3 protein-coding genes are annotated in these 6115 nt (G+C 45.4%); 1 reads left to right on the top strand and 2 read right to left on the bottom strand.

The window, feature by feature from the left end:
- Positions 1-215: 215 nt before the first annotated feature.
- Both PSE7429_RS20845 and PSE7429_RS20840 read right to left on the bottom strand, forming a co-directional pair.
- Positions 216-2870, bottom strand: a complete 2655-nt coding sequence (locus PSE7429_RS20845) for an adenylate/guanylate cyclase domain-containing protein (protein ID WP_009629344.1) — start codon at positions 2868-2870, stop codon at positions 216-218.
- A gap of 314 nt (positions 2871-3184) precedes the next feature.
- The gene (locus tag PSE7429_RS20840) at positions 3185-3742 is read right to left on the bottom strand and encodes a shikimate kinase (protein ID WP_009629343.1); all 558 of its coding nucleotides are present in this window, start codon (positions 3740-3742) and stop codon (positions 3185-3187) included.
- Positions 3743-4149: 407 nt separating this feature from the next.
- Here PSE7429_RS20840 and PSE7429_RS20835 point away from each other — a divergent pair, with 407 nt between their 5' ends.
- A complete protein-coding gene (locus tag PSE7429_RS20835; RefSeq protein WP_009629342.1) occupies positions 4150-5748 on the top strand; it encodes a YcjF family protein in 1599 nt (532 codons plus the stop codon).
- Positions 5749-6115 lie beyond the last annotated feature (367 nt).

Here is a 6115-nt window from a genome sequence, read left to right as displayed (position 1 = left end):
GCCGAGTACACCGTTTTTAACCTACTGATACGGACTGGCAGGATGGACATGATGGACTTGATGGACTTGACTCTGACATTGCTTTAATCTGTAACAACCATCTAGATATTTTCCCTCATCCTTTCCTTTTTAGGACTACCCGAACTCACGTTAAAAAACAAATCCAGTAAGGTTTTGAGATTCCCAAAATGGCAACGCCATTTTGGGAATTGGTATTATTTCTCGGTCATTCTCCATACTCCATCCCATTCATTTTCAGGAGGATTGAGCAAGAAATGCTGACAACGGGTAATGTGAATATTGGCAGCTTTGTTGTGATGATCGAGTTCTAGAACTTCAGCAAACTCGGCTACAGCTTTACTAAACTTGCGGGCAAGGTAATGTTCTCGCCCAGCGTGGTAATGCTCAATAATCCGATGTTGAACTTCCTTGAGGGGATCGGATTTCAATCCGATTAACTCATAAACACTCACGGGTTGATTTTTACCCTTGACTTGAATGCGATCTAGTTCGCGTACCCAGAGGCGATCGCCACAGAGCTTATAGGTCGCCTCACTAATGATGGCATCCGTACCATACTGCTTGCTCGCACCTTCGAGCCTCGAACCAAGATTGACACCATCACCGATCGCCGTAAACTCCATCCGCCTTGTAGAGCCAATATTGCCACTGATGACGGTATCGGAGTTGATCCCGATCCCGATTTTAATCGTTGCCATATCGAGTTCCTTTTGATTTTGGGGCTTGAGTTTTTCGATGCGCTTGATATTGAACTCTTGCAAGCGATCGCGCATATCAAGAGCCGTCTGCACTGCCATCCACGCATGATCGGGAATCGGCAAGGGTGAGCCAAACACCGCCATGATCGCATCACCAATATATTTATCAAGCGTACCTTTGTAATTAAAGACCGCTTCCACCATGGTTTCAAAATATTCGTTTAGCATCATGACCACATCTTCGGCGGCAAGCGACTCGGTAAGGGTCGTGTAGCTGCGAATATCAGAGAAGAGGACGGAAACTTCTTTGCGATCGCCACCCATCTTGGCATCACCGCCTGCTAAAAGCTGCTCCGCTAATTCTTGGGTCATGTAGCGATACATCGTACTCTTTAGTCGTTTCTCTTGGCTAATGTCCTCCATCACGACGAGAGCGCCACGTACGCCTTCTCCTTCATCACCCTCGGACATAGTATTAATGGAGATATTAATACTATGCTGCTCGCCATCGGTAGAGCGCAGCGTCTGATCGGGATAATACTGCTTGCGACTCTTTTCATCGCTACCTTCCAAGCTGGTGTCAAACCATTTTGTGAAATTTGCAGTTTCGATATTAATCAACTCGTAAACTGATTTACCCTCTAACAAGGTATCGTCAACGCCCAGCAGGTCGTAGGCTCTTTCGTTAGCGGCGATGATTTTGCCATGTTTGTCGGTGGAGATCACCCCATCGGATAGGCTTCGCAAAATATCCTTTTGCATTTGCTGTTCTTGCTTCACTTTCGCGAACAGCTTCGCATTTTCGAGGGCAACCCCCGCTTGCACGTTAAAGACCTTCATAAAGTCTTCGTCATTACTATTGAAGCTTGCTTTGAAGCGTTCGGGAGGGGCTGGCCAGATCGTGGGATCGTATTCGGGAAATTCACCACGCTGAACTTTGTTAACCAGTTGCGTCACGCCAATTAATTCTTTGTTAGAGTTAAAGACTGGCATACAGAGCAAGCTACAGGTACGGTAACCATTGGCTTGGTCGAATTTTTTGGAGTTATCGGCATCGGGATGATCGTATAGATCGAAGGGAATATTGAGGACTTCGCCCGTAATGGCTACCCTGCCCGCAAAACCAACACCCATCGGTACGCGCAATTCTTTAGTTGTGCCATCCTGATTAACGATCTGCGTCCAGAGATCATTGCGATCGCGATCGATTAGCCAGAGCGTACTGCGATCGGCATTCATTAGCAGCTTAGCTTCGTCCATTACCTTTTTTAGGGTGGTCTCTAAGTCTAAACTTTGTCCGAGAGACATCGCCGCTTTCATCAGTGCATCAGCAGCCCGTTGTTTTTGGGCGGCCGAATAAAAAGCCTGAGAACTCTCTAAAATCAAGCGCATCGATGGCGCAAATTGAGCAAAAAGAGCCTGATCTTCTTCAGTAAACCCAATATTGTCAACACGTTCTTCAAGGGGCAGTGAATGATCGGTGACCTGTAATTTATTAATGAGCTGAACGACGGCAACTAACTGATCGTTATCGTTCAGTAGGGGCATGGCGAGCATTGAGTAAGTACGATAACCAGTGCGCTCAAACTGCTTTTTAGCCTGAGTCGAGCGGGGATCGTCAAAAAAATCGAAGGGGATATTAACGATCTGACCGTAGGTAGCTACTTCGCCCGCAATACTCGTTGGCTCCGTGGAAATGCGAATCTCAATGTTTTTACCTTTTTCATCGGTGACATTTGACCAGAGCTGATTTTTATCAGCATCTAACAAAAAAATTGTGGTGCGGTCTGCGGATAATAATTCGCCGATTTTGCCCCGAATCGCTTGTAGCATTTCATCAAGAATCACATCAAAATCGGTGTTGAGCATACCGAGAGTTTGATTGACAATCCGCAACCTTTGCTCGACATCATTCACCACCTGACTAAACTTTTCGGGGGTGAGAGGGGCGAGCACGGAGGCAAAATTACCGCCTTTGGTTACGGTTAAAGCACTAGAGCTAGGCTCTGAAGCTTCTTGAAAATTTGATAAAGCTGGGTGTGGGTTGTGCTTAGCAGAAGGAAATTCGCTGGAAGATTCGATCTCTGCAATCACATCAATCGTAGCGTTCGTATCTATAGATGGTATGCGAGAAGGGGATGATGGTGTCATATCAGCACTAAGATTTGCGGTTAGTCCCAACTTTTAAGAGCCTTGATGCCTATCCAAGTACTCTTGTTCCACTTGCAAGGTTATGCATGAGCTTAAGCAATGCCAATTTTAGGTAAATCGAAAGAGATATCTTAGCATCCCTAAGATTCCGATCGCAAACCCAGAAAGTATAGATGGAGCAAATTACCGCCTCAGCTCTAGGATTCGAGGCTATAGCAACGTAAGGTTTGCTTAGGACATAAAACCTCAAAGATGAGTGGCGGCGCGAAGCGCCGCCACTCATCTTTGAGGTTTTGATTCATCCTAGCTATCTCTTACGTTGCTATAGTGTCTTGCTTAAGTCGATCGGGTACGATCCGCGATTGAATCATGCTTAGTAGGCGATCGCTCACGGATTCGATCGCTTCGGAAGCGTCAACCATAATCGAAATATCTGCTTGAGCGTAGCGATCGCGCCTTTGCTCGTAGATATCGGTCAGCTTTTGTAGTGGATTTTCAGTTTGCAATAGGGGACGATTTTCAGATTCAGCTTTAAGCCGTTCGTGTAGAACATCGACGGGGACATCGATCCAAACGACAATCCCATCATGGAGGTGCGACCAATTGAGCGATCGCAAGACAATGCCCCCACCTGTTGCCACGACAAGACGGGTATAGGACGAGACTTGCGATAGTACCTGTTGTTCGAGATCGCGAAATAGATCTTCCCCATCATGGGTAAAAATATCAGTTATTGACTTGCCTGCACATTGTTCGATTAAGGGATCGGTATCGACAAAGTTGTAGCTTAGCTTCTGCGCTAAAAGTTTACCTATGGTACTTTTACCTGCACCCATCATACCAACCAAAAAAATATTCGTTCCGTTGAGCATTTGCCTATATCTTAAAAATTCGTAAAAGCTAAGAGCAGTAAGTGTCGTTCTTAACCATTCTACTTTTTCGGGCTGAGATTGCTATAAAATTTGTATTGCCATCTTGAGGTTTATAGTAAAATCAGTTCCTTTCTGAGTAAATGTGAGGATGCAGAAGAATGCCATATACATAGTGAATCACGAGTGAATCATAAGGGAATCACATCCTCACATTCCCATCTGCTACGAACCTAAATGGTGGTTTTCATTTTGACGATCGCCAAAATGAGAAGTCAAAACCCTGATTGAGATTAATTTTTGGCTTGCAAATTAGCTTTCAAATTAGCTTGCAGCCATCGAAAAACCGCTATAAGTCTAAGATATTTATCTAAGATATTTAAAATTTAATTTTGAAGAGTACGTTGTGAATGCTGAACTATCGCACAGTCTTGTCCCACAAAAGTTTCCCCAAAAAATGGCTGTTAGGTTTAGGGATAATCAGTGTTGCGGCGATCGCCAATGCGCTGTTTTCGCTAGAACATGACTGGCATCTCCTGAGCATCACCACGATGATGGTGGGCGGAACGCTTTTGTTTACAAATGTGCGCAAGAGTTTTGCTGCGGCGAACGAGCAACCTCAAGTTATCGATCGCAGTTTTTTATTTAAAGAACTAGAACAAATTCAAACGGCGATCATTAAGATTGCCAATCCGATCGAGCGGGAGTCACTTGATGCCCAAGCTCGTCAAATTTCCAGTAATCTCCAAAAAAATCATTTTCGGATCGTCATTTTTGGGACGGGGTCGGCGGGTAAAACTTCGGTACTTAATGCCCTAATGGGACGAAAGCTGGGCAAAACTGGAGCCGAGATCGGGACAACCACAAACCGTCAAGAATATGCCTATCAGGGGATCGACTTTTCTCCTGTTGGTATCAATCCGATCCATAGCGATCGCAATTTGGAATCAAAGCTCAAGCGCCAAATTTCACTCCTCGATACCTCGGGTACGCAGGAAATCGGGGCAATGGGTCAGCAGCGGGAATTGGAGTCGCGACAAATAGCCCGAAATGCGGACTTGATGGTGTTTGTCACCGCAGGTGATTTGACTAATAGTGAATATCGCGACCTCGAAGATCTTACGGGTTTGGGTAAGCGGGTAATTTTAGTATTTAATAAGACGGATTTATATTTACCCAGCGATCGCGAAGGCATCCTTAAGAAGCTCAAGCAGCGCACCGCCGAATTTTTAGCAGAGACGGATATTGTAGCGGTTTCCGCCCAACCAAGTCCGATCAAAGTCCGTCAATATAGCTCAGCCCATGCCAATTCGCCAACCCATATATCAGCGCATAACGAAGTCGCAAAGGAATGGTGGGAAGAGCTTCCGCCCGATGTCAGCGCATTGAAAGAACGTATCGAATCAATTCTGTCTAACGAGTGGGAGGATTTGCTGATCTCCAATACCCATCAGCAAATCGTAAGCTTGTGGCAAGCAATAAATGGTGCGATCGCGCAAGAACGCCGCCAAGATGCAACTACGATTATCAATCGCTATCAATTCATCGCCGCCACAACGGTTTTTGCCAACCCAATTCCCGCGATTGATCTCCTCGCGGGAGCCGCCATCAATACCCAAATGTTGATCGATCTTGCCAAAACCTATGATCGCCCCTTAAATTTCAAACAGGCTCAGCAGTATGCAATGACGATCGCTCAACAACTATTGCAGCTCGGCTGTATAGAAATTGCTACTTCTGCGATCGCCTCTTGTTTTAAGGTCAATGCGGTCACCTATGCGATCGGCGGTTCAGTACAAGCGGTTACTGCGGCCTACTTAACCCATATCGGCGGCATGAGTTTTGTGGCATATTTAGAGCAGCCTGAAATACCATCCGACCTACGTAAATCTCCCATCTCGCTCGATAAACTGCAACAAATATGTCAAAGAACATTTCAGGCATTTCAAAGCGATCGTTTTGTGATGGATTTTGTAACAAATATTTCCCGTCGGGTAGCTGCCAACTAAAACACAACCAATTAATGTAGCTGGGGCATCGTTCTCCAAGAAGGAAAAGTTGGCGCTTCGCACCAACTTTTCCTTCTTGGGTTTTGATTTTGCCCTAAGGCTCTTGCGGATAAAAAATGTCCCCCCAGTTATCTCTTACTTTTCCCGTTATCTTTTTATTCCAGCGTAACCGTCAATATTCCTACTGCCACAAGCCTTATTCTAGCGTTGCGTATTGTCATTAAGTGAAACTTATTGCAAATAGGCTGGATTCTGAAACCCTTGCACAGAGAAGGTTTCAGAGATAACGGGAAAAGTAAGCCAGTTATCTAGCTTCGCTTGCGCTCAGCTACGTTGGCTGAGCGCAAGCGAAGCCACAGGTACTTTA

The sequence above is a fragment of the Pseudanabaena biceps PCC 7429 genome (assembly GCF_000332215.1).
Classification (GTDB): domain Bacteria; phylum Cyanobacteriota; class Cyanobacteriia; order Pseudanabaenales; family Pseudanabaenaceae; genus Pseudanabaena; species Pseudanabaena biceps.
Note: the sequence above shows the minus strand (reverse complement) of the source record. Positions and strands in the feature narration are given on the sequence as shown.